General features: G+C 58.9%; 21 protein-coding genes. 1 reads left to right on the forward strand and 20 read right to left on the reverse strand.

Translation table 11 applies throughout. The annotated features are described in order from the left end of the window. Window positions 1–39 precede the first annotated feature (39 nt). The 13 genes from ACMXYI_RS27050 to ACMXYI_RS27110 form a co-directional block, all read right to left on the reverse strand. Window positions 40–1,017 (reverse strand): amidohydrolase family protein, encoded by a 978-nt coding sequence (locus ACMXYI_RS27050; RefSeq protein WP_415769998.1) that lies wholly within the window; start codon window positions 1,015–1,017, stop codon window positions 40–42. Window positions 1,018–1,025: 8 nt separating this feature from the next. Beyond that, complete coding sequence (locus ACMXYI_RS27055; protein WP_415770000.1) at window positions 1,026–1,598, reverse strand: 3-hydroxyanthranilate 3,4-dioxygenase; 573 nt, start codon at window positions 1,596–1,598, stop codon at window positions 1,026–1,028. Between the two features lie 11 nt (window positions 1,599–1,609). Then, window positions 1,610–2,035, reverse strand: coding sequence for a RidA family protein (locus ACMXYI_RS27060; RefSeq protein WP_415770002.1), 426 nt, complete (start codon window positions 2,033–2,035; stop codon window positions 1,610–1,612). Continuing rightward, the gene (locus tag ACMXYI_RS27065; protein ID WP_415770003.1) at window positions 2,032–2,820 is read right to left on the reverse strand and encodes a 2-keto-4-pentenoate hydratase; all 789 of its coding nucleotides are present in this window, start codon (window positions 2,818–2,820) and stop codon (window positions 2,032–2,034) included. The genes ACMXYI_RS27060 and ACMXYI_RS27065 overlap by 4 nt, the downstream gene beginning before the upstream one ends. Further along, window positions 2,817–3,845 (reverse strand): 4-hydroxy-2-oxovalerate aldolase, encoded by a 1,029-nt coding sequence (dmpG, locus tag ACMXYI_RS27070; protein WP_415770005.1) that lies wholly within the window; start codon window positions 3,843–3,845, stop codon window positions 2,817–2,819. Before dmpG ends, ACMXYI_RS27065 begins: the two co-directional genes overlap by 4 nt. Window positions 3,846–3,855: 10 nt before the next feature. Further along, entirely contained in the window at window positions 3,856–4,794 is a 939-nt protein-coding gene (locus ACMXYI_RS27075; protein ID WP_415770007.1) for an acetaldehyde dehydrogenase (acetylating), read from the reverse strand. Between the two features lie 14 nt (window positions 4,795–4,808). Next, window positions 4,809–5,621 carry a fumarylacetoacetate hydrolase family protein gene (locus ACMXYI_RS27080; RefSeq protein WP_415770009.1) on the reverse strand — a complete coding sequence of 271 codons (813 nt, stop codon included), beginning with the start codon at window positions 5,619–5,621 and terminating at the stop codon, window positions 4,809–4,811. Window positions 5,622–5,641: 20 nt separating this feature from the next. Next, window positions 5,642–7,108, reverse strand: coding sequence for a 2-hydroxymuconic semialdehyde dehydrogenase (locus ACMXYI_RS27085; RefSeq protein WP_415770011.1), 1,467 nt, complete (start codon window positions 7,106–7,108; stop codon window positions 5,642–5,644). 111 nt (window positions 7,109–7,219) lie between these two features. Beyond that, on the reverse strand, window positions 7,220–8,188 hold the full coding sequence (locus ACMXYI_RS27090) for a LysR substrate-binding domain-containing protein (RefSeq protein ID WP_415770013.1): 969 nt from the start codon (window positions 8,186–8,188) through the stop codon (window positions 7,220–7,222). 508 nt (window positions 8,189–8,696) lie between these two features. Continuing rightward, window positions 8,697–9,080: a VOC family protein gene (locus tag ACMXYI_RS27095; protein ID WP_415770015.1), complete on the reverse strand. Its 384-nt coding sequence runs from the start codon at window positions 9,078–9,080 to the stop codon at window positions 8,697–8,699. 92 nt (window positions 9,081–9,172) lie between these two features. Next, window positions 9,173–10,291: an S-(hydroxymethyl)glutathione dehydrogenase/class III alcohol dehydrogenase gene (locus tag ACMXYI_RS27100; RefSeq protein WP_415770017.1), complete on the reverse strand. Its 1,119-nt coding sequence runs from the start codon at window positions 10,289–10,291 to the stop codon at window positions 9,173–9,175. Between the two features lie 130 nt (window positions 10,292–10,421). Then, window positions 10,422–11,390: an ABC transporter substrate-binding protein gene (locus tag ACMXYI_RS27105; protein WP_415773986.1), complete on the reverse strand. Its 969-nt coding sequence runs from the start codon at window positions 11,388–11,390 to the stop codon at window positions 10,422–10,424. Between the two features lie 150 nt (window positions 11,391–11,540). Continuing rightward, window positions 11,541–12,380, reverse strand: coding sequence for a HalD/BesD family halogenase (locus ACMXYI_RS27110; RefSeq protein WP_415770018.1), 840 nt, complete (start codon window positions 12,378–12,380; stop codon window positions 11,541–11,543). A 136-nt stretch (window positions 12,381–12,516) separates the two neighbouring features. Here ACMXYI_RS27110 and ACMXYI_RS27115 point away from each other — a divergent pair, with 136 nt between their 5' ends. After that, entirely contained in the window at window positions 12,517–13,395 is an 879-nt protein-coding gene (locus tag ACMXYI_RS27115) for a LysR family transcriptional regulator (RefSeq protein ID WP_415770020.1), read from the forward strand. 369 nt (window positions 13,396–13,764) lie between these two features. On the opposite strand, the gene ACMXYI_RS27120 is transcribed toward ACMXYI_RS27115, so the two are convergent. From ACMXYI_RS27120 to ACMXYI_RS27150, 7 genes are all read right to left on the reverse strand, one after another. Next, a complete protein-coding gene (locus ACMXYI_RS27120; RefSeq protein WP_415770022.1) occupies window positions 13,765–15,543 on the reverse strand; it encodes an acyl-CoA dehydrogenase C-terminal domain-containing protein in 1,779 nt (592 codons plus the stop codon). A 65-nt stretch (window positions 15,544–15,608) separates the two neighbouring features. Beyond that, on the reverse strand, window positions 15,609–18,110 hold the full coding sequence (locus ACMXYI_RS27125) for an efflux RND transporter permease subunit (protein WP_415770024.1): 2,502 nt from the start codon (window positions 18,108–18,110) through the stop codon (window positions 15,609–15,611). Between the two features lie 31 nt (window positions 18,111–18,141). Then, on the reverse strand, window positions 18,142–19,215 hold the full coding sequence (locus ACMXYI_RS27130; RefSeq protein WP_415770026.1) for a WD40/YVTN/BNR-like repeat-containing protein: 1,074 nt from the start codon (window positions 19,213–19,215) through the stop codon (window positions 18,142–18,144). A gap of 64 nt (window positions 19,216–19,279) precedes the next feature. Then, complete coding sequence (locus tag ACMXYI_RS27135) at window positions 19,280–20,638, reverse strand: DUF1329 domain-containing protein (protein WP_415770028.1); 1,359 nt, start codon at window positions 20,636–20,638, stop codon at window positions 19,280–19,282. Between the two features lie 38 nt (window positions 20,639–20,676). Continuing rightward, window positions 20,677–22,503: a DUF1302 domain-containing protein gene (locus ACMXYI_RS27140; RefSeq protein WP_415770029.1), complete on the reverse strand. Its 1,827-nt coding sequence runs from the start codon at window positions 22,501–22,503 to the stop codon at window positions 20,677–20,679. 180 nt (window positions 22,504–22,683) lie between these two features. Next, window positions 22,684–23,691: a YeiH family protein gene (locus ACMXYI_RS27145; RefSeq protein ID WP_415770031.1), complete on the reverse strand. Its 1,008-nt coding sequence runs from the start codon at window positions 23,689–23,691 to the stop codon at window positions 22,684–22,686. A gap of 2 nt (window positions 23,692–23,693) precedes the next feature. Continuing rightward, window positions 23,694–24,968: an MFS transporter gene (locus ACMXYI_RS27150; RefSeq protein WP_415770033.1), complete on the reverse strand. Its 1,275-nt coding sequence runs from the start codon at window positions 24,966–24,968 to the stop codon at window positions 23,694–23,696. Window positions 24,969–24,988 lie beyond the last annotated feature (20 nt).

The raw sequence follows: 24,988 nt of genomic DNA on the forward strand, positions 1-24,988 counted from the left end.
GCGCCGTAGTCAGTCTGCTACAGCGCTTCCAGGCCTCGGTTAACTCAGACCAAAAAAGACCTGGGCGTTACCCCCGAGGATGCGGGTCTTGTCGGCTTGTGCCAGGTCGGGATGCTCGATAACGCCGGAACCGATGTGTTGCTCGCCGAGGGGAAAGGGGGAGTCGGAGCCGAGCATTACCCGGTCGTTCCCCATGACATCCACGAGTAGCTTCAGTGAGCGCGGGTCGAACACTGCCGAGTCGACAAAGAAGCGTTTGACGTAGCTCGACGGCAGGTTCGGGCAATCTTCGCGGACGATGTCACGGTGCCGCCAGGCGTTATCGACGCGCCCCAGCAGGAACGCGAAACCGCCTCCGCCGTGGGCGAAGCACAGCCGCAAGGATGTCGGAATGCGCTCGAAGGCACCCGATAGAATCAGCGACAGAATGCCCAGCTGAGTTTCCGCCGGCATCGCCACCAGCCATGGCAGCATCCACTTACGCATGCGTTCACCGCCCATCATGTCCCAGGGATGAACCAACACCGGGATATCGTTTTCAGCACAGTGGATGAAGAAGGTCACCAAACCTTCGTTATCCAGATCCTGATTGCCAACGTGGTTACCAATCTGCACGCCGACGTGCCCGGAAGCCTTGGCTCGGCTGGCTTCACGGCAGGCGGCGTCGATGTTTTGCAGCGGCACCTGGGCCAACACCTTGAGACGTTTGGAGGTATCGGCGGTCATTTCCAGTGCGCGGTCGTTCATCAATTGCGCCCAGGGCAGAGCGCGTTCGATGGGCGCATCGTAGGCGAACATCACCGGTGTGGCACACATGATCTGTACGTCCAGTTGCTGCTCGTCGAGGTGCTCAATGCGCCGCTGCATGTCCCATAGCACGTCGTGCACCGGGCGAAACGGTTTGTCGCCAACCATGATCTGCCCACTGCGGCCGTTGGTTTGCAACCACGGTCCACGCGCCGGATCGAGCCGGGCCGCTTCGCCCTGGCTGATGGTCGGAAAAAAGTGCGAATGCATGTCGATTTTCATGGACGCGTTACTGCTTCGAGGGTTCGGTGCCAAGTCTGGTAATTGCATCCAGGGTGTATTTCACCGCATCCCGTGCAACGGCGCTCTTCGTCGCTGCTGGCGTAAAACTGTTCATAAACGGGTGGCAGGTCGTTAACAATGCTTTGTAGTTGCAACTCGTAGCGTTTGACCACCGTCCCGCAACGCGCGCAGGACCACTGCAATGCATCGAACAAGCCCGCCGGCCGCGCCCGTTCGATCACCAGACACAGACTGCCGGGTTCAGGCCGTTGCGGCGAATGGATGACGTGCGGAGCCATCAAGTACAGATCGCCTTCGCGCAAATCAATGCGCTCGTAGCGGCCGCGATCCCAGATGTTCAGGTAGGCGTTGCCCTTGAACTGGTAAAAAAACTCTTCCACCGGATCGTCATGAAAATCGGTGCGCTGGTTCGGGCCACCGACGATGGTGACTATGGTGTCGGCGTCCTTCCAGATCTGCTGGTTGCCCACAGGTGGTTTGAGCAGATGAGCGTGTTCTTCAATCCAGCGATTGAAGTTCAGGGGTGGACTGAAGTGATGCTTGTCCATCTTGTTTGTCCTTAGCGGTTGAGGGGCGAATAGGCCACAGCTTTGATTTCAATACGCAGGTGCGGGTGCGGCAATTGATGCACGGCAACGGTGGTACGGGTCGGGCCGGTTTCGTCGAAATACTCTGCATAAACCTGGTTGTAGCTGCCGAAGTCGTTCATATCGACGAGGTAGCTGCTGATTTCTACCAAGTCGCTGAGAGTTGCCCCTTCGCTGCTCAGTATGTCGCGAATGTTTTCGATCACCGCACGGGTCTGCGCTTGGATGTCGAGGCAGGTGGTGCCGAGACCGTCCACTTCGACGCCGACAAAAGTGTTGTCCGGGCGCCGCGAACTGGTACCCGACACATAGAGAAAATCACCGGCACGCTTGATGTGCGGGAAACGTCCGCGAGGCGTCGCCTTCCCAGCGACGACAGTCGATCGGTTGGTGCTCATGCGCAAGTTCCCTGGGTGCCTGGAACGCTGAAACTGCATTCACCAAAACCAGCAATCTCGACGCTGACGTGGGCGCCAGGGCTCAAGGTCTCGGCGGCGGTAGCGGCACCGGCCATTATCAAGCTGCCGGCCGGCAAAGCGATTTCAGCCTTGGCCAGCAGTTGCGAAGCCTGCACCAGGCTGCGCAACGGATGACCGAGAATCGCCGCTGTCGAACCGGCCTGAACCACTCGACCATTGATTCGCATCAGCACCCCGGCGTTGGCCAGGCTTGCGAAGTCCCGGGACCACGCACCGACCACCAGACCGGACGATGAGCAGTTGTCGGCAACCACGTCTTCAAGGGTGAATTTGAAAGCCTGATACCGCGAGTCGATGATCTCGATGGCCGGCGCTACGGCTTCCAGATAGTCAATGGCTTCGAGTTGAGTCAGCGGCCGGTCGATGGTCCGTCGCGTGAGAAAACACACTTCCGGCTCGACGCGCGGATGGATGAAACGACCCAGATCCACCAAGCCTCCGTCTTCTTCGAGCATGGCGTCGGTGAGCCATCCCCAGATCAAACTGTCAACGCCCATTTGAATCATCTTGGCGCGACTGGTGAAGCCCAGTTTCAAGCCGATCATGCGTTCGCCAGCGTCATAGCGATGCTGCATCGAAGCGCGCTGAATCAGGTAGGCCTCGTCGAGGGAAAACGGGGTGTGCGTACTGAACTGAGCCAGTGCTTCAGCTTTTTGCGCGGCCTGATCAAGGGCCTTGGCGATGTGCGCGATATTGGTGTTCATGGGCGGTGCTCCTTACGGGTGGACAGCAAGTCGAGGGCGACGTCGACGATCATGTCTTCCTGGCCGCCGACCATCCGGCGCTTGCCCAACTCGACCAGAATGTCCACGGCTTTGAGGCCGTACTTATTGGCAGCCACTTCGGCGTGGCGCAGGAAACTTGAGTAGACGCCGGCATAACCGAGGGCGAGGGTTTCGCGGTCGACCCGCACCGGGCGATCCTGCAGTGGACGGACGATATCGTCAGCGGCGTCCATCAGCGTGTACAGGTCGGTGCCGTGGTTCCAGCCCAAGCGTTCGGCGGCGGCGATGAACACTTCCAGCGGTGCGTTGCCCGCCCCCGCCCCCATCCCGGCGAGGCTGGCATCGATGCGGTCGCAGCCCTCCTCGACCGCCGTGATCGAGTTGGCCACGCCGAGCGACAGGTTGTGGTGTGCGTGCATGCCGGTTTCGGTTTCTGGTTTGAGCACCGCTTTGAAGGCGCGAAATCGATCCCGCACATCCTGCATGTTCATCGCGCCGCCGGAGTCGGCCATGTACACGCACGTCGCGCCGTAGCTCTCCATCTGCTTTGCTTGGGCCGCCAACTGCTCGGCCGGGATCATGTGGCTCATCATCAGGAAACCGACGGTGTCCATGCCCAGTTCTCGGGCGTACTCGATGTGCTGTTTCGAGACGTCGGCCTCGGTGCAATGGGTGGCGATGCGCACCACCCGCGCCCCGGCGTTGTAGGCCGCTTTAAGGTCATGCACCGTGCCGATGCCAGGCAGCAACAGCGTCGTGATTTTCGCGTGGCTGATCACGTCAGCCGCCGCTTCGATCCACTCCAGATCGGTGTGCGCGGCGAAGCCGTAGTTGAAGCTCGACCCTTGCAGGCCGTCGCCGTGGGCGACTTCGATCGAGTCGACCTTGGCCTTGTCCAGGGCGCGGGCGATGTCCTGCACGTTCTGCAGCGAGTACTGGTGACGAATCGCGTGGCTACCGTCGCGCAGGGTCACGTCGGAGATGTAGAGTTTTTTACCGTTCATGAAATTCTCCTCAGGCCTGTTGCATCGACTGCGCCATGCGCTCGGCAGTGGCCAAGGCAGCGGAGGTCATGATGTCGAGGTTGCCGGCGTAGGCTGGCAGGTAATGGGCGGCGCCTTCGACTTCGAGGAATACCGAAGTCTTGAGACCGGAGAATTTTCCGAGGCCGGGGATGTTCAGTGGTGCGTCTTCAGGGATGACGTCGAACTGCACTTTCTGCTTCAAACGATAGCCCGGCACATAGGCCTGCACGGCCGCCGCCATCTCGACAATCGAGGCCTCGACCAGTGCCTGGTCCGCCGCTTCGGACAGCACGAAAACCGTGTCGCGCATCATCAGCGGTGGCTCGGCCGGGTTCATCACGATGATCGCCTTACCCTTGGTCGCACCACCGATCACTTCAATTGCCTTGGAGGTGGTTTCGGTGAATTCATCGATGTTGGCGCGGGTGCCGGGGCCGGCGGATTTGCTCGCAATCGAGGCAACGATTTCGGCGTAGTGCACCTTGGCCACGCGCGATACCGCCGCCACCATCGGGATGGTTGCCTGGCCACCGCAAGTGACCATGTTGACGTTGAGCTGAGCAAGGTTCTGCTCCAGGTTGACCACCGGCACGCAGTAAGGGCCGATCGCTGCGGGCGTCAGGTCGATCAGGCGAATGCCGGGTTTGATCGAACGCAGGAAGGCGTCGTTCTTCACGTGGGCACCAGCCGAGGTGGCGTCGAAGACAAAGTCGATGTCCTTGAACACGTCCATGCGGGTCAGGCCCTCGACCCCTTCATGGGTGGTGGCCACGCCCATGCGTTGGGCACGCGCCAGACCATCGGAGTTCGGGTCGATGCCGACCATCGCCGCCATTTCCAAGTATTTGGCGTTGCGCAGAATCTTGATCATCAGATCAGTGCCGATGTTGCCGGAGCCGATGATCGCTACTTTAAGTTTTTTGTTCACTGTACGGTCCTCGCTCACTGTTGATGGTCGAAGGCAGCGGTAACACTGCCCAAGCCCTGGATATGCGCGGTGAACACGTTCCCCGGCCGTGCGGCAACCATCGGCCCGAGTGCGCCAGTCAGCAAAATGTCGCCGGCCCGTAGCGGTGCACCGAAACGCACCATGGTGTCGGCCAGCCATAGTGCCGCGTTGAGCGGATTGCCGAGGCACGCCGCACCGGCGCCGACTGACACGGGTTCGCCGCACAGGGTCATGCTCATGCCGCAGCGCACCAGGTCGAGTTTTTGCAGTTGGACCGGACGGCTGCCGAGTACGAACAGCCCCGAGGAGGCGTTGTCGGCGATGGTGTCGACCAAGCGGATGTCCCAATTGGCGATGCGGCTACCAACGATCTCGATGGCCGGTATCGCGAACGCGGTGGCGCGGATCAGGTCAGCCATGGTGTGGCGTTCGTGGCACAGGTCGTGTTCCAGCACTAACGCGATTTCCGCTTCGACTTTCGGCTGCTCGGTGTCAGCCCAGACGATGGGTTTGTCGTCGCCACGGGACATGCTGGCGAACAGCAAACCGAAGTCCGGTTGATTGACCCCGAGTTGTTGCTGCACGGCGCATGAAGTCAGACCGATTTTACGACCCACCGGGCGCTGCCCCGCGTCGATCGAGGCCTGGGTGTTGTACTGCTGCACGGCATAAGCGAGGGCGACCGGATCGGCCGTCGGGTCGGCGGCGAGTGCGCTGGCGATCAAGTCGCGCACCGGCGCGCAAGGCTGACCACTGAGTTCGGCCTGGCGCAGCCGACTGGCCGCTTCGATGAGAGCTGCATGCATGGTCGATGACTCCAGGGGGTTCAAGGATTGACGCAAATGGTGGTGATTTCGGAGTAGAAATCCAGAGAGTGGCGCCCGCCTTCACGACCAATGCCAGACAGTCGCGTGCCGCCAAACGGTGTGCGCAAATCGCGCAAGAACCAGGTGTTGACCCAGACCATGCCCACACGGAATCGCCGCGTAACGGTATGTGCGCGTTTCAAATCGCGGGTCCAGACTGCGGTGGCCAAACCATAGGCACAGTCGTTGACGCGCCGCACCACTTCGTCGTCGCTGTCGAATGGGGCGATGTGGCACACCGGGCCGAATACTTCCTCGCGCAGGCAACGGGCATCGTCGCTGAGGTCGGCCCAGATCGTCGGCTGCACATAGGCCCCGTTGTCGCGTTCATCGCCAAAAGCCGGCACACCGCCGCCACTGACCACAGTGGCACCCTCGGCGCGGGCGAGGTCGAAGTAACCAAGCACTTTGTCCCGATGTTTATGCGAGATCAGCGAGCCCATATTGACCCCGTCTTCGTCCGGGTAACCAATTTTGAGCGCCTCAGCGCCGACCTTCATGGCCGCGACAAACCGCTCATAGATTGGCCGCTCGACGTACACCCGTTCCGAACACAGGCATACCTGCCCGGAGTTGGTGAAACTGGAGCGCAGCACGCCGGCTACTGCCGCGTCGAAATCGCAATCGGCAAATACCACGGCGGCGTTCTTGCCGCCGAGCTCGAAGGAAACATCGCGCACACCTTCAGCGGCAACTTTCATGATGGTCGCGCCGGTACGTGATTCGCCGGTGAAGGTGATCGCATCGACGTCCGGGTTGCGGGTGAGAAACTCCCCCGCCGAGTTCGGGCCGAAACCATGGACCAGATTGAACACACCCACCGGCAGCCCAACTTCGTGCATGACTTCGGCAAGCAGGGTGGCGGTGGACGGCGAATCTTCCGATGGTTTGACCACTACCGAATTACCGCAGGCCAGCGCTGGCGCAACTTTCCAGGTCATCAACAGCATCGGCAGGTTCCACGGCGAAATGATCGCCACCACACCGTGGGGCTTGCGCACCGAGAAGCTGAACACGTCCGAGCCGTCGGCCGTACGCATCTCGAAACATTCACTGCCGGCCTGATTGATCAGCTCGGCAAAGGTTCGAAAGTTATGGATACCACGGGCGATATCGAGGCTGCGTGCCTGGTGCACCGGGCGGCCAGTGTCAGCCACTTCAGCGGCGACAAAATCTTCAAAGCGGCGCTCGATGCCATCGGCAATTTTGTGCAGCATCTGCGCCCGCTGGCTCGCACTGAAGTCAGCCCACGGCCCGGACTGTGCGGCTTTGGCTGCAGCCACAGCGCGCTCGACCAGAGTGCTGTCAGCCTCGCAGACCTGGCTCAGGGTCCGGCCATCGATGGGCGAAATATTGGGGAAGGTCTGCTCGCTGGCGACAAATTCGCCCGAGATGTAATTACGCAACAACTGTAAGGGTGCAGACACATCAACCTCCGAAACTGGACTATTCGGAGGAAGTTTAGGGAGAGTAGATATTAGTGAATAATCAAAATATTGAGCTCTGGTATTGTTAAATGGAATACCTGTTGCGAGCTATCAAGGAACTGTTTCGCTTTGCTTATCCGATTCTGCACGCGCCTCGTAAAGGCACTCGCGGAACAGCCGCGCAGCGGGGCCAAGAGCCCGAGTGTTGGAGAAAAAACAGCCAATATCACCAAATTGCATCGGGGCACCCAGGTCGAAGGCCTTGAGCAATCCCGCGCTGATGAATTGCTGCGAGGCTTCATAGGGCATCAGAGCTACCGTTTGCTGATCCTGCATCAGGGTAATGTTGGTCAGGATCGACAACGACTCGACGACGTTGTCTGGCGTCGGTAACGCAGCGTTGGAAAACAACTTATCGGCGGTACGGCGTAACAGCGAATCCCGGGTCGGCAGCACCCATGGGAATGCGTGTAGGTTCGCCAGGCTGACCGACGCCCCGGTATGAAGCGGATGATCGGCGCCGGCGACGATGCTCAACTCTTCAGCATAGAGCACATCCACCTCAAGCAAGGGCGACTCGTTGCGCCAGCACCAATCGTCGGGCACCCGCCCCACTACCAGATCGACCTCGCCCACGGCGAGCGCCGGAAACAGCTGATCCATCTGACCCACCCGCAGCGACACCAAAACGCCCGGAGCTTGCTGCTTGAGCAACTGCATGGCACGAGGTAGCAAGGAGGTTGATGCCGAAATAAGCGTGCCTACCATGACATGACCGGACATGCCCTCCTGAAATGCATTCACCTCGTCCGTAAGCGAACGCAATTCCGCCAGCAGTGACTTGGCCCGCCGGACCACCAATTCCCCAAGCTCCGTAGCAGTGACCCCGCGATTGCCACGGATTAGCAAAGGCGCATCAAAATACGATTCCAGCTCATGGATGATCTTGGTCACCGCCGGCTGAGTCAGGTTCAGTGTCTGAGCCGCGCGAACCAAAGAGCCGCTCTGCAGCACCTGGTCGAATACGACCAATTGATAAAACTTGAGCTTGCGTGCAACAGAGATCGTCGTGAACTTCATGCGAAGCCTCGAGTTGACGTTTGGATTCAAGTGAGAGGCCTACAGCCTTCCCCATGGCCGCGTTCCCAGACTTCAATGACTCGGAGTCAAAGGTCATTTAGTCGAAGAAGAAAGAGCATTCTTTCGATAGCGTAAGTGCGGACGGAAATCGGAGCATACGGTCGATACGACCACACTGCAACGCGCCCCATTCAACGAATTGTGAAGCCTGCCATGGAGGGGCTGCCGAGCATCTTGGCTGGGCCGCCAATCCTGATGCCCTACCCAATACCGGATTTTCAATCTCGTTAGGCATGGTATCCAGTAGAGCAAGTGCTTGTTCCGTTAGGGGAATGATGTGGGCGCGATGTTTTTTCATGTGACTGGCAGCAAACGACCCAGTCAGCCTGTTGCGCAACAATAGATCATGGTCACTAGCAAGGCTCTCAAAAGCGACTACGAAATTTATGGATGATTCACTTGGCAATGAGGATGAATGACGAGGCTCAGTTGAAGCCTCGCCTGAAACTTAGGCTGGCTTGAAACAGTATGCGGCCAGCTTGTTACCGTCGAGGTCTCGGGCGTAAGCGGCATAGGCGTTAGGGGCCCAGCCTCGTGGTCCCGGCGCACCTTCATCGGTACCGCCGCTGGCTAGAGCTGCGGCGTGGAAGGCGTCAATTGCGGCTCGATCTGGCGCTTCAAAGCTGACGGTGACACCGTTACCTATGCTGGCAGGGGCGCCGTTGGCCGGTTTCAGTACGAAGAAGGAGGGGGCGTTCTCACCCCAGATCGAACCATTGTTGTCCAGATCGGCGATGCGCTTTTGACCCAATGTGCCCAGCACATTGTCGTAAAAATCGCGGGCTTTTTGCAGATTGTTGGTACCGACGGTGACGTGAGTGAAGATGGTCATTTTTTTGTTCTCTTTGGTGGAAACGCGGTGGGTGGGTATTACAGTTTCGCCCAGGCGAAAATCGCCTGGCGGCCATCGCCAAGCCGGTTGGGTCAGCGATCGAAATGGATAACGGTGCGGATGCTTTTGCCTTCATGCATCAGGTCGAAGGCCTTGTTGATATCCTCTAGGCCCATGGTGTGAGTGATAAAAGTATCCAGCGGGATTTCACCCTTCTGAGACCTCTCGACATAGCTCGGCAGTTCACTGCGACCTTTCACCCCGCCAAAAGCCGAGCCACGCCAGACGCGTCCGGTCACCAGCTGGAACGGTCGGGTACTGATTTCCTGGCCGGCGCCGGCGACACCAATGATCACTGATTCGCCCCAGCCCTTGTGGCAGGACTCCAGGGCCGCGCGCATAAGAGTGACGTTGCCGATGCATTCGAAGGAGTAATCCACACCTCCCTCGGTCATCTCGACTATTACGTCCTGGATCGGCTTGTCGTAATCCTTCGGATTGATGAAGTCGGTGGCGCCCAATTGCCTGGCGATGTCGAACTTGGCCGGGTTGATATCGATCGCGATTATTCGACCCGCCTTGGCCATGGTGGCGCCGATAATGGCTGCCAGGCCGATGCCTCCCAGACCGAAGATGGCCACGCTGGCGCCCTCCTCCACCTTGGCCGTGTTGAGCACCGCGCCAATACCGGTCGTTACACCGCAACCGAGCAGGCAAACCTTCTCTAGCGGAGCTTCCTTCGGGATTTTGGCCAGCGAGATTTCTGGTAATACCGTGTACTCGGAGAACGTCGAAGTGCCCATGTAGTGGAATATGGGTTGGCCCTTGTAGGAGAAACGGCTGGTGCCGTCCGGCATCAAGCCTTTCCCCTGAGTGGCGCGAATTTTCTGGCAGAGGTTGGTCTTCCCGGACGTGCAGAATTTGCACTCGCCGCATTCCGGGGTGTAAAGCGGGATCACATGATCGCCCACCGCCACTGAGGTGACGTCCTCGCCAACCGCCTCGACGATACCGCCGCCTTCGTGACCAAGAATGACTGGGAAGATGCCTTCCGGATCGGCGCCGGACAGGGTAAAGGCATCGGTATGGCAGACACCTGTTGCAATGATGCGTACCAGCACCTCCCCGGCTTGTGGTGCAGCCACATCGACTTCGACAATTTGCAGGGGCTGGTTCGCCGCGAAGGCTACGGCAGCTCGTGATTTGATCATATTCATAATTCCCGGGCGCAATGAGGCGCCGCCTCTTTGTGGAAGCAAAAAATCAGTAGTGAGATTGTGTTTACGCAGATCACGCTGGGAGGGGCATTACAACGGACAGGCGTCCTTGCCCTCTTGCAGACTAGAGCGTTGCGTCGATCTTTTTCGCGACCGCTTCACTGACCCAGGCGTGCCACACTTCCGGGTGTTCCTTGAGGAACATCCGCGCCAGTTTGGGTGACTCGATACGTTCCTTGGTCATCCTCGCCAAATTCTGATTCAACAGATCGATCGGGATGTTGACCTTCTCCAGCACCGCAACCAGCTCCGGGGCCTGCTCGTGAAAAGCCTTGGAGAGACCGACTTTGGTAATGACGGCCTTGTCGACGCCCGGTTTCTCTTCCAGTCTTATTGCATCGATCTGCCCCATCAGCGGAGTCGGTGACCAGTAATAGAACAACACCGGTTCACCGCGCTTATAGCTGGACAATACGGCCGCATCCAGAGCAGCGCCGGTACCCGGGCGGAAATTGACGTATGTGTTTTCAAGACCGTATTCCTTCAACATCTCGGTATTGTCCTGTTCACAAATCCAACCCGCGGGACAGTTGTAGAAGCGCCCTTTGGCAGGCTCCTCAGAGTCTCGAAAGACTTCTGGATACTTGCTCAGGTCGGCCACCGTCTTGAGGTCTGGCGCGCGAGCGGGTTTATTACGTTTTGCATCCCCTTCAACCACGTAACGCGGCACGTACCAACCCTGAACCGCACCAATGATCGGTGAGCCAACTGCAATGACCTTCCCGGCTGCCGCGGCTTTTTTCCAGACCTCGCTACGCTCCATCCACTCTTCGCCAAATACTTGAATGTCGTTGCTGGCCAGTGCCGTCTCAAGAATGATGGTATTACCCACCAACTGGTCGGTTTCACAGCCGTAACCATCCTTGAGCACGATCATCATGATGTCGGTGAGGAGCATTCCGCTCTCCCAATTCAGACCGGCAAATTTCACCGGCTTGCCTGAGTCGCACCACCCTGCAGCCTGACTTGAAGCGCTACCAGCGAGTAAGCCAAGGGTCAGTAATGAGGCCAGCAAAGTCTTCTTGTATTTCATGATCAGACGCTCCGAAACATTATTGGGGGCAGGGAGCTCTTGCTTGCCACAAACGAGGCGAGCGAGTGCCATCAGATCTAACGTGGACAGGTGCCTGCATACACGTGAAGCGATGGAGTGAGTGAATAGCTTTATTGTTAATGGGGTAACTTAATTCAAAGGCTCTACCGTGGTACGTCCGTAAAACAATTGTCGGGCATAGGCGCTGAATTCGACGTTGGGCTGATCCACGTAAGCAAAAACAGCGTTGAGTCTTAATCTGTCACCCACCACCGGCGTTACCCGATGCAATGAATAGCGGCCGCGAAACAACGTCAGGGTGCCGGGCACTTGAGGCAGAACCTCAATCTGCTGGGTGTCGGGGTTATCCAGAAACTGCCTGACCGCGTCATAGCAATCGTCGTCCTCGTTGCGCAGCATGCGTACGTACTCGAAATCCCCACCGGCGCTGGCGGCCTGGAGTGAAAGCGTGACGCTGAAGTCGGACCGATCAAAGTGCCAACCCAATTGCTGCCCCACCGTAAAGCCCTGCAAGTTAAGCGCGGCCAGCGGATCTGCATGGCGATAGAGCGTGTCCAGACCCAACACATCTTTGATGAAAGAAAGCACTTCGTCCGATTCATAGATCCGCCTGATCAAGTTGTCGGCAGGAATATCCGCGTAGGCGACAGTATCTTTTTCGGTTTTCATCAAACGCCGCAGGGGATGCCCTGAATCAACGCTTTCCTCTTGAGGCTTGAAATAAACCGTGTGGTTTTCCCGGAAATGAAACATGCGTGGGTGCAGTGCAAGCGTTTGGTCCGCCATTGTCGCAATCGGTTCATTGCGGACAAAACCAGGGAAGATCGCGACGCCTTCTTGCCCTAGCAATGATTGACTATCAGTGACCAGCGCCCGGTAAGCGGGGCTGCTCCGATCAGTAATGGGATAACGCGCGAGATCGACGATATCGCCAAGGGTTACGGCAGGTGTGAGAGGCAGCATAGGCATGATTGTTGGTCTCCGGTGGCTCTTGCTGGAACCAGATTGCATCGGTGGCAAAAACAAGTCACGCTCATATTTTTACGTAATTTTGTGAATTATTTTCAGGTCGCGCCCTATGAGACTTACCCTGGATCACCTCGTCATGCTGCAAACCCTGTCGGAAGTCGATTCGATAACGGCGGTTGCCGAGCGTTTATGGCTGACGCCGTCGGCGGTGAGTCATCGCATGCGGGAGGCGGAGCGAAGGCTGGGTGTGCCCCTGACAGAGCGCTCGGGGGGAAAGTTGCGACTCAGCCCCGCCGGGGTGCGGCTGGAACGTGCCGCCAGGGACATCATCGTCATTCTGAATGAAGCCGAGGCTGAGGCCAGATCCATGGCCGGCGGGGTTACAGCCTTCGTTCGCATGGGCGTCACCTCATACGGTCCGTTTCGCTGGATTCCAAAATTCATCAAGCATTACTCAATGCTGCGTCCAGACATCGAGATAACACTGGTGACCGTACCTCGTAACGACGTTTATGCCAGCCTGATGCAAGGAAAGCTCGATGTGTCGATTATCGATGACGGCATGGTGCCTAGCGGCGTCGCCAAGTTGCCGCTTTTCCGGGACGACCTGATTGCGATCATGGCAACCGATCACCCACTTGCGGGGAGGAAAAACATCTATGCCGAAGACTTCAAAACCTACAACCTGGTGACGTACTCGACGGATCGTGCCAGTGGCTGGGAATATGACCGTTTCTTCGCACCCGCGAGTATTTTGCCGCGTCGAATGATCACAGTGGAGTTGATAGAAGCCATCGTCGAGTTAGTCCGTTCAGGATACGGAATCAGCATCTTGCAACGCGACCTGGTGACGCCCAGCCTTGAGCGCGGGGAGCTTGCATGGGCAGCCCTCAATGACGGCCTGGATATCGCCTGGAACGCTATTATTCGCCCCTCCGAGCCTGAAGGCAGTGAAGTCAATCAAATGGTCAATGAGCTTACTAGTTGGATTAAACAGGGAACCTCGAGCGAATGATGAATATCTTCGCGTCTAGGGATTACTTGAGGCGAAAAAACAGTGAGGTAAACCTCCTAATGGTCAGTCTGAGAGTGACCAGACTCCCGAGTCGGCTGAGCAGCCACATTCCAGTCTGAACAATCTGCGTGGACCAACATGGCGTTCTCTTGCCAATTCGTTTTCGCACAGCCTGGGTTGCATTCTGCCATTCGTGGCAGGCAGCTATCGATGTGTTCATGGCCTTCGCAGACGAGCGTGAAGCCGATGCCAGCGCCTAGCCTGAATCTGAAACGGCGTACGTCCTCCCACCGGAGTTGACTTGTTAACCAATGGGAAGACATACCTGCATGGGCTTGAGTAGCTGGGTATCACGGTATAGATCGTTGATCAGAATTGAGCGGCGTCCAGCAGATATAAGCTTTCGCTACCGGCCTTGACTGTGGCGGTTAGCGATTGGATCCGCGGCAGCAGACGCGCGAAGAAAAATCGCGCAGTGCTCAACTTGGTCTTGTAGAACGAGTCCTGTTCTTGCTTCGCCAGCGAGGTACGCGCCATCAGGGCCCACATGTAGGCATAAGCGGTATAGCCGAACACATGCAGGTATTCGACCGAGGCCGCACCGACTTCATTCGGGTTGTCCTTGGCACGCTCTAACAAATCGACCGTCATCTGCTCCAGATTGGCGATGGCGGCCTTCAGCGGCTCGACGAACTCTGCCAATGAAGCGTCGGCACTGTCAGTGAAGGCCTTGATCTCTTCAGCGAAGTGCTTGTAGAACGCACCGCCACTCCCGACCACTTTACGACCCAATAGGTCGAGTGCCTGGATGCCATTGGTGCCTTCGTAGATCTGGGTGATGCGGCAGTCACGGATCAATTGCTCCTGGCCCCACTCACGGATGAAGCCGTGACCGCCGAAGATCTGCTGTCCATGCACCGTGGTTTCCAGTGCCATGTCGGTGAGGAAGGCCTTGGCGACTGGCGTCAGCAGGTCGACCAGTTCTTGCGCGCGTTTGCGTGTGGCAGCGTCTTCACTGAATTTGGCGGTATCCAATTGCATGGCCACATAGCTGGAGAAGGCGCGACCGCCTTCGTTCAGCGCTTTCATGGTCAGCAGCATGCGGCGCACGTCCGGGTGCACGATGATCGGGTCGGCGGCTTTGTCCTGATCGGTCGGGCCGGTCGGCGCACGGCTCTGGATACGGTCGCGGGCGTATTCGACGGCGTTCTGGTAGGAGCGCTCACCCAGGGACAGGCCCTGAACACCGACACCCAGACGTTCGTAGTTCATCATCGTGAACATGGCGGCAAGGCCCTTGTTCGGCGCGTCGATGATCCAGCCGGTAGCCCCGTCAAAATTCATCACACAGGTGGCCGAGGCCTTGATACCCATCTTGTGCTCGATCGAACCGCAGGAAAGGCTGTTCTGCTCGCCCAGCGAGCCGTCGGCATTGACCATGAACTTGGGCACCAAAAACAGCGAAATGCCTTTCGGACCCGCCGGAGCATCCGGCAGTCTGGCCAGAACCAGGTGGATGATGTTTTCGGTGAGGTCTTGCTCGCCACCGGTGATGAAAATCTTGGTGCCGCTGACCTTGTAACTGCCATTGGCCTGAGGCTCGGCTTTGGTGCGGATGATACCTAGGTCGGTACCGGCATGCGGTTCGGTCAGGCACATAGAGCCGGTCCAGACGCCGGCATACAGGTTCGGCAGATACTTATCTTTCAGCTCTTCGCTAGCGTGAGCATTGATCGACAGGCAGGCGCCGGCGGTCAGCATCGGGTACAGGCTGAACGACAGATTGGCCGAGTTGACCATTTCATCAATCTGGGTGGAAATCACCTTGGGCATGCCCATGCCACCGAACTGCGGGTCACCACCGACACTGGTCCAACCGCCTTCGGCGTAGACCCGATAGGCCTCGGGGAAACCGGCCGGGGTCTTCACGGAGCCGTTGGTCCAGGTGCAGCCTTCTTCGTCGCCGCTGCGGTTCAGCGGGGCGACAGTACCCGCGATGACTTTACCGGCTTCTTCGAGGACAGCGCTGGCGGTGTCTTCGTCCACCACCTCGGCCAAGGCCGGCAGTTGGGCCCACAATTTTGAGATTTCGAATACTTCGTTGAGTACGAAGCGCATATCACGCAGGGGAGCTTTGTAGTCAGTCATGATGGATCGCTCGGATGGTGTTTGGGCATCGCCCGGAGTTTGTTATTGGCAATAGGATAGAAACGCTAGGAGACTTCGCCTTGAGCTTGCAGGACAGCGGGGCTTGCAGGCAGCGTGACGACTCCCTGCTTGCGCCGTTCACCGTTCAGAAGGAAGTACGACAGCGCCGGAATGAGGACCAACGCCCCGAGCATGTTCCACAGGAACATGAAGGTCAGCAGGATGCCCATGTCGGCCTGAAACTTGATCCGCGACCAGGCCCAGCAAATGACCCCGGCCGCCAGAGTGATACCGACCAGTCCCACTACTCGCCCGGTGAAAGCCACGGCATTGCGGTAGGCATCCGACAGCGACAGGCCCTGGCGTTGGTACTGCAGTTGGACGCTGAGCAAGTACAGCGCGTAGTCCACACCGATCCCGACACCCAGTGCGATCACCGGCAGCGTTGCCACCTTCACGCCGATGCCCATGATCACCATCAAGGCTTCGCAGAGGATCGAGGTCAGCACCAGCGGAAGCAACGCCACCAGCGTTGCCCGCCAACTGCGGAAGGTAATCAGGCAGAACAGGGTCACCGCCAGGTACACGTACAGCAACATGGTCCGGTTGGCTTCGCGCACCACAATGTTGGTCGCCGCCTCGATTCCGGCGGTGCCGGCAGCCAGCAGGAACTGGCGATCCTCGGTGCTGTTTTCCCGGGCGAACTTGTCGGCGATGGCCACCACCGCATCGAGAGTCTCGGCTTTGTGGTCCTTGAGGAAGGCGATCACGGGCATCAGCGAACAATCTGTGTTGAACAGCTCCGGGGAATTGACCGAGGCTTGTTGCGCGGCATAGTTCAGCACGTTCTGGTTGCGCTGGATGCTGTTGAGCTTGGGATTGCCCTCGTAGGATCCGGCGGTGATCTGGCGCACCGCATTGACCAGCGATGCCGTGGCCTGCACCCCGGGATACTGCTGAAGTTCCCAGGCCAGACGGTCGGCGAGGATCAGCGTCTGATAATTCAGGCAGCCTTCCGCCGGGGTCTTGATCATCACCGCGAACAGGTCGCTGGACAGCGCGTAATGCTGGGTGATGTAGGCGTTGTCGCGGTTGTAGCGCGATTCCGCACGCAACTCCGGAGCACCGCTGTCGAGGTCGCCGATCTTCAGGTGCAGGCTGACCACAAAGCCACCGATTCCCAGCAAGGCCGCCACCAGTACGGCGCCAGTGGCCCACTTCCGTGTCGTGAAGCGATCCAGTTTGTCCCACAGTCTGCCGAAACCCTTATGCGCGGCCGCCCGCGTGTCGATTTTCAATGCGCGATCGGCGGCTTTTGCACCGACGCCGACAAAGGACAGCGCCACCGGCATGAGCAGCAGCGAGGTGAAGATCAGGACGGCCACACCGATGCTGGCGGTGATAGCCAAGTCCTGGATCACGGGTATGTCGATCAGCATCAACACGGCAAAACCCACCGCATCAGCCAGCAACGCGGTGACACCGGCGATAAACAGGCGACGGAAGGTGTAGCGTGCGGCCACTTGTTTATGAGTGCCACGGGCGATGTCCTGCATGATCCCGTTCATCTTTTGCGCGGCGTGGGACACGCCGATGGCGAAGATCAGGAACGGCACCAGGACCGAGTATGGGTCGATGGCGTAACCCAGCCAGGCGACGATACCCAGCTGCCAGACCACTGCGGTCAGCGAACAGCCGACCACCAGCAGCGTGCTGCGCACACATCGGGTGTAGAGGTAGATGATAACCAGCGAGGTGACCACGGCCAGGCCGAAGAACATCATCACCTGAATCAAACCATCGATCAGGTCGCCGATCAGCTTGGCAAAACCGATCACCCGGACCTTGTAGTGACCCTTGCCCTCCTCTCCAGACTTGCGCGCCGCGCCGTCACCGGCGAACTCGATCTTGTCGCGCAACTGCTCTTCGAGCATCCGCGAAAACTGGTGATAGTTGATGCTCTGGCCAGTGGCCGAGGCTTTGTCCAGCAGCGGCACGATCAGCATGCTCGACTTGAAATCACTGGCGACCAGGCTGCCGACGATGCCGGCGCGGGTGATGTTCTGCCGCAGTTGTTCGATGTCTGATGGTGAACCCTGATAACTGTCGGGCATCACCGGGCCGCCCTGAAAGCCTTCTTCAGTGACTTCAGTCCAGCGCACGGCCGGCGTCCACAGCGACTTCATCCAGGCGCGGTCGACCCCTTCGGCGAGGAACAGTTCGTCGTTGACCTGCTTGAGCACGTTCAGGTAGTCGGGGTCGAAGATGTCGCCCTGGGTGTTTTCCACCACCACCCGCACCGAGTTGCCCAGACCGCGCAGCGACTGGCGGTTCTCCAGGAAATTCTGAATGTACGGCTGGCTTTGCGGGATCATTTTTTCGAAACTGGGGCGCAACTCGAGACGGGTTGCCGCCATGTAGCCCAGCACCAGCGTGGCCAGGGTCATGAGCACGATGAACAGCGGGCGGTAGTTGAACACCAGCCGTTCCAGCAGGTTGCCGGAGCGCCGATCAAAGTCATGCAGATCGCGGATCACCGGCATGTTGTCTTGCTTGGTAGTGGCCATGTCTGAATACTCGCTCTTATTGTTCTGGCTCTTATTCTTTGAGAAGCGCACGTGCACCACGGCTGCCGACCACGATCAGCGCACCATCGCTGGCCACGGCGGCGCCCGCCACCGGTGACGGGTTCTGTTGTGGCAACAGTTGCAATCGGGCGGTGTTGGCCTGATCGACCAGCATGTGCCCCGCCTGGGTGAACAACCGATAGTGACCCTGGGCATCAATCGCGGCGGCGGTGACACTGACTTGCAGGCCGGTATCGAACGGCATCCAGCTCAACCCGCCATCCGAGCTGCGCAGCACATTGCCGCGCAGGCCGTAGACGACGACTTCGCCAGGCTTGCCGACGACACCGAAAAAGCTGCCCTGATACGGGGTGCTCAGGGCGGAGAAACGCTGCTGCGCGTCGTCCCATTTCAGCACCAGGCCTTGTTCGCCGACGATATACAGCGCGTCGCCGGTCGACGCGATGGCGTTCAAGTGAAAGTTCTGCGGGTTGTCGGTGCGATCCTGAAAAGGTGTCCAGCTCTGACCACCGTCTTCGGTGCGCAAGATCAGGTTGAACACACCGACCGCATAACCGCGTTTGTCATCGGCGAACCAGACGTCGAGCAAGGGTTTGTCGGCGCCCTCCTCGACCAGCCGCTGGCCTTCAGCAACCAGCAGCGGCCATTGTTCGTTAGACGGCTCGGCATTCGCCAGCGCCGCGTAATGCTTGACCAACAACCCACCGATCGCTCGGCCGTCCAGTTGTTTTTTCCAGGTCGCGCCGGCGTCGTTGCTGTGCAAAATCACGCCATCGTTGCCGACTGCCCAGCCTTGTTCAGGGGTAGAAAAGTACACAGCATTCAAGTCACTGCTGATCGGCACATTGGCCTGCTGCCATTGCTGGCCGGCATCGTCGGAATAAAGAATGTGGCCCCGCTGCCCGACCGCGACCAAACGCTGCCCGGCATTCGCAACGTCAAGCAAAGGGCTGCGCACGGCCAATGCGCTGGGCTTGGCGGGTAGGTCCAGCACATCAACGTACCCGGAGGCCAGTGCAAGCGTCTGCCACAGCGCCAACAGCATCGCCAACATCAGCGGCACGCGCGTTTTGAATGAACACATAGTGCGTCCTCTTGGCCGGGCCGGAGCTTGGCAGCAACCGGCCCAGTCTCTTGTTGTGCGGTGCTTAGCGAACGCCATTACCGGCTAGCGCGTCCGGCGACCACTGCGACTTGGAGAGCGGTGCGATGTATTTGATGCCGCCGTAGGCACCCGACAAACCATTGATGTTGTAGGTCCCGCCCACCAGGTCATAGATCACGTGCGGCGTGGTGTTGGGGGTCGTCACGTCGTAGCTTTGCGAGAGGAAGCTGAAAGAGCCCCGATACAGCTGACCACGGGCATCGTATTGGTCGGATGCCAGAGCGACCCAGCTGTCCTCGTCCAGATAGAAACGACGCTTGGCGTAGACGTGACGGGCACCGGACTTGAGCGTGCCTTCCACGACCCACACACGGTGCTTCTCCCAACGCACGAATTGCGGCGCCAGGTGGTTCGGTGTGGTCAGGGCTTTCGGATCCTTGATGTAGCTCAGCGCGTAGGTGTTGTACGGCACGATCATTTCCTGCTTGCCGACCAGTTTCCAGTCATAGCGATCCAGCGCACCGTTGAAGACATAAACGTCGTCATAGGTGCCGGAACCTGCGGTGCCCGGGTTTGGCGTGTCGTAAGCCAGGGTCGGTGCCAGTTTCACGCGGCGTTGCCCCGGCAAGTATTGCCAGGCGCGGCGAGCCTGCACCAGCGGATTGGCTGCGTCCTTGAGCATGATCGCTTCGCCTGCACGGCGCGCGGGGCCGGTGTAGAACAGGCGGGTCTGGAAGTAGGTGTCTTTGCCATCGATAACCTTGTTCGGGTCTTCGAAGATCGGAAACGAGTTGATGATCTCGCCGCTGGTGGCCAGGTTCTGTGATCCGGACGAGTCGACGTTCCAGGAATCGTACTTGGTTGAATAAGCGACGCCCTGATAACGCAGCAAGTGGTTCCACATGGCCTCGGCACCCGATTGCGGGATCGGGAAAGGCACGCCCGGCAGCACGTTCTCGATAGCGTTGCCACCTTCCAGCGACTTGGCGCCGGTGGCGTTCTTCAAGGTGTTATCCAGCACACTTTGAGGCAACGCCACGCTGCGGTGGGTCGGGTAGACCTCAACGCGAAAACTCGGAAAACGCTTCGTCAATTCGACGGTGACGGCAGTTAGCTGATCCTTGTACTGGGCGACATTCTTGCCATCGATTACCAGCAGCGGCTTCTCGTTGGTGTAGGGGTCCGGGCGAAAGGTGTCACCGGCCTTGAACCCTGCCGGCAGGCTGGTCAGCCCGCCTGAATAAGCCGGAATGGAGCCATCGGCATTCCCCGCTTTTTCGGCGCCTACGGCGGTCAGGTTGCTCCCGAGTTTAGCGGCGTCTGCGGCGGGCACGGCGGCCTGCACGAGACCAGCGAAGGTCAGCGCCAGGGAGGCGGTCAACAGCGTGTACATGCATTTCATTTTTGTCGTTCTCCTGATTGTTTTTAAGCAATCGCAAATCAGAAAGTTGTCTTGAAGGTGGCCGTGACCATGCCGCGATCCTTGAGCTGGGCCGGTGTACCGCCGAACGCGGTGGTTTGACCGGGCACGCAGTTGTACTGCCCGTTGGCACCTGGTGCAGCGCCGTCTCCTGGATTGCCAGCGCTGCCTGGCGAACTGCAGGTGTCGAATGGACCGAAGTTGTCCACGTATTTCAGGTCGAAGCGGTACTGGTTGCGTACATCCATGCCGACGCCGATCGAATAGCTGCCGGAGTCCTCGTTACCGCCGAGCTGCACGGCGGAGTTGCCGTTGAGGCCGACGTTGTAGGTCATCGGCATGTACATATCGATGCCGGGGAAGACCTGATACCAGGTCGGGTTGAAGTTGACGCCGATGATGTAGTTGTCTTTGGTGACCTTGTCGATCCCGTGGTACCAGTCCTCACCCTTGAACAGTTGCTTGTTGTCGGTCACCTTCAGCCAGCGGCTGTAGCCGAGTTCGACCAGCAACGAGGAGCTGTCCCACAGCGGCGTGTCGCCAAAGGTGGTCAGGCCGTTGAGCACCGCGTGCACGGTGTTGCCGCGGGCCACGCCGTTTTCGCCGTTAAAGCTGCCGATAAAGCCTGGCAAGCCGGCGGCGGCCGCAGCTGGGCTGACAGAGCCTGCCACGCTGGCCAGTGGCATGTTTTCGCGATAGTTCAGGTCGAAACCGACGCTGACATCGCCGACGCTTTTCGACAGGCTGATGCCATAGATATCGATGTCATCGACGTAGAACTGGTTGTAGCTGCCGATGTTGCCGGAGATCAGCTGTGCAGGGCCGACGGCGGTCGGCTGCAGCACCAGGTTAGGCAGGATGTCGGAGGTTTTGCGGTAGTAGAAACCGAGGGTACCGTTCAGCCATTCCGGGCTCCACTTGGCCATCAAACCGAAGTCGCCGCGCTTGTCGGGGGTGAAGGTATGGCCATTGCTCAGGCGCAGAAACTGGTTCGCACCGAGCGGCCCTGGCGTACCAAAACGCGGATTCAAACCACCGATCAGCGACAGGTTGTGCCCGCCGTTCTGGATGCCGTCGTTGAAACCCAAATACGTGCCGGACTCCGGCAGGCGCGACGCGTCCCAATCAAGGAAGTATTGCGCGGCGAGGGTCAGTTCCGGGTTGACCGTGAAGCTCGCGGACAACTGATTACGCGGGATGAACAATTCCTTGGCTTCGGTGCCCGGCACCGCCAGTGCCTTGGAAATGTCCAGACCCGACTGGCCGTAGCTGTTGCCGTGGGCGAAGGCCAGGACACTCTCGCCCCAGTACTGGGTGTGCTTGCCGAGTTTGGCGCTGAGGATCGATTCCTCACCGACTTCGGTGCTGCCAAACACGAAGGCATCGAGGATCTCGGCCGACGGGCCGTTGTAGTAGCGATCGGCGTAGCCGCTGATATGGCGTGAGTCCGGCACCCCATGGTTAAGCTGGTTGGTCGCCGCATTGTCGCTGCCGACATTGTCATAGGCATGGTCGTACCAACTGTTGGTGCTGACGCGAAAACCCATCTTCTTTTGATAGGCCACATCCAGCTCAGAGAGCACATCAAGACGCTGGGACACCGCACTCCCCGAGGAGAAGTTGCGGTTACCGTCGTTGTTGTTCCATGAATTGGCCAACTTGCTGTTGGGACTTTCAACCCGCTGGGCGTAGTTGAACTTGAACGTGTTGTCGAAACGCACCGTCCAGTCTTCATTTCCGGTATTGAGTTCGAAGGCATGGGCCGCTGGCAACGCAGCGACGAACAGTGCCGAGGCCAGCAGCGTTGGCTCCCATACACTCACACCAGTAATTTTGTTTATTCGCATACGTTGGCTCCGATTTTTTTTGTTGTTGTTTTTGTGTTTATGAAAAAACGTCTGGCCACCCAAGACGGGCGCGACAGTGCTCACCACTCTTATCCCCATCAGGGGAGTGTTCGATTCATTCAAAGTGACCCAATCAATACCGCCGGAGTCAGCACACCCCAGGGTATTGAGCGACCAGACTCAACTACCAAGTCGTATCAACAGCAACACCAGTCCCAGCAAGAAAACGGTTTCACCGACCATCAATAGAATGGGTTTGATCCCCACCGTGGCCAGCTCCCTCAACTGGATTTTCATCCCGAGCGCACTGATGGCGACGACCAGACACCAGCTCGATAATTGGTTGCCCAGCGTCTGCACCGCTGAAGGCAGCCAACCGAAACTGGTCACTGCAGCCAAGGCGATGAACGCCACGGCAAACCAGGGCAATAACGGTGGTCTCTCACCGGTCCCCTGCCCGCCCTGAGAACGGGTGATCAACACTGCGCAAACGATGACCGGCAGGAGCATGGCGATGCGCATCAGTTTCACCACCGTGGCGGTATCGCCGATGTCATGGGACATGCTGTACCCGGCACCGACCACTTGGGCGACGTCATGGATGGTGGCGCCGAGAAACACCCCGGCTTGCAGCGGGTCCAGTCCAATCGCCCGGGCAATTGCCGGATAAAGGATCATGGCCAGCGTCGACAGGCTGGACACGCCAATGACCGTGAACAGCGTCGCGCGCTCCTTGGCATGATGGGCAGGCAGCGCCGCTGCCAATGCCAGCGCTGCGGATGCACCGCAGATCGCCGTAGCACCACCCGACAACAGACCGAACAACACATTGAAGCCCAGGGCGCGCGCCGCCAGCATGGACACCAGAATGGTGACCACCACCGACACGACAACGATCAGCACCGGATGCCAACCGAGCGCCGCAATCTGCTCCAGCGAAATGCGCATCCCGAGCAAGGCCACTCCGATACGCAGCACTTCACGAGCGGTGAAATCGATGCCCGCTTTGCTCGGCCCTGCCGCCAGAAAATTCATGGCCATGCCGAGCAAGAGTGCCAACAGCATCACCGGCGCCTGGTACTGGTCAGCCAGAAACCGCGCCGCAATAGCGACGACGATGCTGGCAAGGACGCCCGGCAGGTGCTGGCTGACGACCGACTGAAATTGAATGACGGCGGATCTGGACATAGCTAAACCTCGATCCCCATGGCCGGCAGCGAACGCGTGCTTTCACGCTTGATCCGCGCCGCCACATAAAAGAAGAATCCACCCAGCACCAGCGCGAGAATGTCGCTGACCAACAACACATGAGTCAGCGGCGAATCCACTCCGGCAGCCGTCAGCGCGTCGCTGATCCAGCCCACGACAAACGTGCCGAGTGCCACCGAGAAGAGGTTCAGCAGGAGCATCGAACAGCCCATCACCGTCGAACGCATGCGCACGGGGACTGCGCCCTGAATCGCCGTGGTTGCAGAACCGTAAAGCGACATCAGCATGAAAATGCCGACCGCCATCCCTACGAAGAACAGCGGCGAGTCGGCCGGTACGAGGCGATAAGCAATCATGAATGGCGCGCTCAGTAGCATGAGCAACACCAACACACTGGCGTGGCCGCCTTTGAAACGAGGGGCCAGACGATCACTCAAAACGCCGCCGGCCAAGGCGCCCAACGAACCGAATACGATCTGCATGACACCCATGGTCGTGGCGATCGTGGCCGGGTCCATCCCGCGCTCGCGGGCAATCCAGAGTTGCGCGAACGAAATGCCTGGATAGACCAGATGCGCCAGCACAAAACCGGCAACGGTGTAACGCACGACACGGTTGCTGCGCAGCTCACCGAACACAGCGGCCATCTGAGTCTTGAGCGGGGCTCCGCGCTCTTGCACCGTGTTGTTGCTGCGCTTGTCGCTCATCAGCATCAAAGGCAAGCCGATGACTAACCCGGCGACACCCAGGAAATAGAACGTGGTGCGCCAGCCATGGGCGGCGCCGAGAGTGCCCGCCAGCAAAAAGCTGCAGCCAATGCCCAGCGGAATACCAAGGAAGAACAGCCCCATCGCCGTGCCCCGGCGTTTCTCCGAAAACAGTTCCATCAGCAGCGCCGTGGCGGCGGGCACCAACGCCGCTTCACCGGTGGCCACCAGAAAACGCGCCGCCACCATTTGTTCGAAGTTCTGGACAAAACCGGAGGCCACCGTGCAGGCGCTCCAGACGAGCATGCCTGCACCGATTACCCGCGGCCGACTGTGACGGTCGGCCAGCGCACCGAGAAACACCGCCATCACGCCATAGCTCAGCACCCAGACCGCGCCGACGAGAAAGCCGTATTGCGCATTATTGATCGCCAGCTCGCCGGTGATTTGCGGTGCGAAGCCAAGCAGAATATTTCGATCCACTTGAGCTAACAGGTGAATCACCATCAGCGTTGCCAAAACGGCGCAAGGACTCTTTTTCCAGAACATCGTCTGTACCTTTGAGTTGT

Origin of the sequence: Pseudomonas lyxosi (assembly GCF_047758685.1) — a bacterium.
Classification (GTDB): Bacteria; Pseudomonadota; Gammaproteobacteria; order Pseudomonadales; family Pseudomonadaceae; genus Aquipseudomonas; species Aquipseudomonas lyxosi.

Bases quoted from the DNA above. Each gene is read 5' to 3' on its own strand.
- ACMXYI_RS27090 (WP_415770013.1), bottom strand. From the start codon at position 8,188: ATGAAGTTCACGACGATCTCTGTTGCACGCAAGCTCAAGTTTTATCAA.
- ACMXYI_RS27105 (WP_415773986.1), bottom strand. From the start codon at position 11,390: ATGAAATACAAGAAGACTTTGCTGGCCTCATTACTGACCCTTGGCTTA.
- ACMXYI_RS27095 (WP_415770015.1), bottom strand. From the start codon at position 9,080: ATGACCATCTTCACTCACGTCACCGTCGGTACCAACAATCTGCAAAAA.
- ACMXYI_RS27060 (WP_415770002.1), bottom strand. From the start codon at position 2,035: ATGAGCACCAACCGATCGACTGTCGTCGCTGGGAAGGCGACGCCTCGC.
- ACMXYI_RS27050 (WP_415769998.1), bottom strand. From the start codon at position 1,017: ATGCATTCGCACTTTTTTCCGACCATCAGCCAGGGCGAAGCGGCCCGG.
- ACMXYI_RS27115 (WP_415770020.1), top strand. From the start codon at position 12,517: ATGCTGCAAACCCTGTCGGAAGTCGATTCGATAACGGCGGTTGCCGAG.
- ACMXYI_RS27120 (WP_415770022.1), bottom strand. From the start codon at position 15,543: ATGACTGACTACAAAGCTCCCCTGCGTGATATGCGCTTCGTACTCAAC.
- ACMXYI_RS27150 (WP_415770033.1), bottom strand. From the start codon at position 24,968: ATGTTCTGGAAAAAGAGTCCTTGCGCCGTTTTGGCAACGCTGATGGTG.
- ACMXYI_RS27140 (WP_415770029.1), bottom strand. From the start codon at position 22,503: ATGCGAATAAACAAAATTACTGGTGTGAGTGTATGGGAGCCAACGCTG.
- ACMXYI_RS27125 (WP_415770024.1), bottom strand. From the start codon at position 18,110: ATGGCCACTACCAAGCAAGACAACATGCCGGTGATCCGCGATCTGCAT.
- ACMXYI_RS27065 (WP_415770003.1), bottom strand. From the start codon at position 2,820: ATGAACACCAATATCGCGCACATCGCCAAGGCCCTTGATCAGGCCGCG.
- ACMXYI_RS27145 (WP_415770031.1), bottom strand. From the start codon at position 23,691: ATGTCCAGATCCGCCGTCATTCAATTTCAGTCGGTCGTCAGCCAGCAC.
- dmpG (WP_415770005.1), bottom strand. From the start codon at position 3,845: ATGAACGGTAAAAAACTCTACATCTCCGACGTGACCCTGCGCGACGGT.
- ACMXYI_RS27130 (WP_415770026.1), bottom strand. From the start codon at position 19,215: ATGTGTTCATTCAAAACGCGCGTGCCGCTGATGTTGGCGATGCTGTTG.
- ACMXYI_RS27080 (WP_415770009.1), bottom strand. From the start codon at position 5,621: ATGCATGCAGCTCTCATCGAAGCGGCCAGTCGGCTGCGCCAGGCCGAA.
- ACMXYI_RS27100 (WP_415770017.1), bottom strand. From the start codon at position 10,291: ATGATCAAATCACGAGCTGCCGTAGCCTTCGCGGCGAACCAGCCCCTG.
- ACMXYI_RS27135 (WP_415770028.1), bottom strand. From the start codon at position 20,638: ATGAAATGCATGTACACGCTGTTGACCGCCTCCCTGGCGCTGACCTTC.
- ACMXYI_RS27055 (WP_415770000.1), bottom strand. From the start codon at position 1,598: ATGGACAAGCATCACTTCAGTCCACCCCTGAACTTCAATCGCTGGATT.
- ACMXYI_RS27110 (WP_415770018.1), bottom strand. From the start codon at position 12,380: ATGCCTATGCTGCCTCTCACACCTGCCGTAACCCTTGGCGATATCGTC.